This is a genomic window from Acidomonas methanolica (assembly GCF_004346035.1).
Lineage (GTDB): Bacteria > Pseudomonadota > Alphaproteobacteria > Acetobacterales > Acetobacteraceae > Acidomonas > Acidomonas methanolica.
This window is the reverse complement of sequence record NZ_SLZN01000085.1, coordinates 1-2,195: the sequence shown is the minus strand read 5'-3', so window position 1 is coordinate 2,195 and position 2,195 is coordinate 1. Positions and strand designations below refer to the sequence as shown.

Below are 2,195 nucleotides of genomic sequence, written 5' to 3'. Positions count from 1 at the left end.
ATAATCTGGTCCTGTGTGAAACGCGCTCTCTTCATCGTCTGTCTCCAGTGGACAGACCTTACTTCAATTCGAGGGCATTTCAGGGGGCAAGGTCAGAAGGCCCGCGACGGAAATGGGAAATGCGGTAACCAATCCGCGGATGAGAGCATGATCAATCGTCGTCGATCGGCTCGCGGCACACCCGTCAGGTCCAGCATCAGTTTTTGGTCACTTCAGGCGCCAGTCTGGTGTAGGCTTCCTGCAACTGCACTCTCCAAATGACGGTCATGAGAGCTTATCACCCTGTCCGATTTTCCGGGGCCGCCTCAGTCTGACGGATATCCAACGAGCTTCTGTTTGACGGCTTCGTCGTGAATCGGCTTTGGTAAGTACCTCCTTTCAGAGAGGTAAGCACGGTGAATGAACAGCATATTTCCCGACGTATTTTATGGATGTCGATCAGCGGGGTGGCGGCGATCGTCTTCCTGCTCGCGGCCTGCCTGACGATGTCGATCGACGATTCGAATCATTTCCACGTCAATCTCCCGTTGATCGTGGCCTCCGTCCTCTCCTCATTCGTTTTCCTCTGGACGATAGGACGTTCCTGAGGTGGTTTAACGGTGATGTCTCCCGCCTACCGGTTTTCTGAGACACCCGATAAGCACGTGAGACACGTGCGGAGGTGTCACGATGACGACTGAGCTGAAGAACGACGCGAAACGCCCGGGGCATGGTGGACGGATGTCACGCCGCCGCAAGAAGGAGACCGTGCTTCGTCTGCTGCGCGGTGAAGACCTGGAGATGGTCTCGCGCGAACCGGGCGTGACGGCTGCGACCCTGAGCGGCTGGCAGGACACCTTCCTTTCCGGGGGCGAGGCCAGTCTTGCGACACGTCAGACCGACGGTGAAACGCTGGAGAGCGATCGCCTCAAGGCAAAACTCGGCGAGATCATGATCGAACGCGAGTTGCTGCGCGAGAAGATCGCGGCACTGGAGGCAGGCCGCCCTTTGGCCCGCAGGAGGCCGCGGCCATGAGCGACAGAACGTCTCCGTCTTCCGGTCGCCCCTATGGACTGGCGGCGGTCTGCCGGGTCTGGAACATCAGCCGGGCGACACTCTACCGCCGCCGGGTGCCGATGGAGGTGAAACCAGCCTTGCGGCGGCGCGGTCCGACAGGCCCCATGCCGGACGCCGAGCTGGTCGGGCGCATCCGTGCGATCATCACGGCCAGCCCGTTCCATGGCGAGGGACACCGCAAGGTCTGGGCAAGACTGCGGATAGCTGGCGTGCGCACGTCCCGTCGCCGGACGCTACGCCTGATGCGTGAAAACGATCTGCTCGCCCCCTCGCGGACCGGCGCGCCGAAGGGACCGCGCAACCATGACGGCACCATCATCCCGGATGCCATCGACGTCATGTGGGGCACCGACATGACCACGACATGGACGCAGGAGGGCCAGAGCGCCGTGTTCATTGCCATCGATCATCACAGCGGTGAATGCACCGGCATCCATGCCGCCCGGCGCGGCACGCGCTTCGATGCCCTGGAGCCCATACGCCAGGGCGTGCGCCGCTGTTTTGGCGCATTCGCCGAAAAAGGAGCAACTGGGCTTTCCCTGCGCCACGATCACGGCAGCCAGTATATGTCGGACGATTTCCAGAACGAAATTCGCTTCCTCGGCATCGAAAGTTCGCCCGCCTTCGTCCGAGCCCCGGAGGGCAACGGATGCGCCGAACGCTTCATCCGGACCCTGAAGGAAAACCTGCTCTGGGTCCAGACCTTCGAAACCGTCGAGGAACTTCGACAGGCATTGCTGGAATTCCGCGATCTATACAATGAAACCTGGCTCCTCGAACGGCACGGCTTCCTGTCTCCTGACGCCGTGCGCGCCAAAGCCCTTTCCAGCGCGGCTCTCGTCGCTTAGGTTCCAACCAAATGTCTCAAAAACCGAGGCCGGTACAGAAGCATGGACCAGATCATTCATACACAGAAAATCGGACACTCTCGCCCCCGGGGAAACCCCATATAGTGTCCTCAACATCAAAGAAACCCGGCTGCTTCATGATCCATCACCCCACTCACCACATGAGGAATGGAATCACACAGACGGTCCCAAAACCAGAGGGTGAAGCGTCCCGGGTTTCCCGGAGGCTAATTGGTTTGAGTCACGCAGCCATATTGATGATCTGAAGGGCTGCATAGTAGTTGGCCTCGG

At 60.0% G+C, this 2,195-nt stretch carries 1 protein-coding gene and 1 pseudogene; both read left to right on the top strand.

Annotated elements, in window-relative coordinates; all coding sequences use genetic code 11:
- The first annotated feature begins 431 nt into the window (after positions 1–431).
- Positions 432–587, top strand: a complete 156-nt coding sequence (locus EDC31_RS17895) for a hypothetical protein (protein WP_158310364.1) — start codon at positions 432–434, stop codon at positions 585–587.
- A gap of 82 nt (positions 588–669) precedes the next feature.
- Positions 670–1,904, top strand: a pseudogene (locus EDC31_RS17485) (IS3 family transposase).
- Positions 1,905–2,195 lie beyond the last annotated feature (291 nt).

What these genes read in the sequence shown, in the direction of transcription:
- EDC31_RS17895 (WP_158310364.1), top strand. Translation starts at nt 432, where the DNA reads ATGTCGATCAGCGGGGTGGCGGCGATCGTCTTCCTGCTCGCGGCCTGC.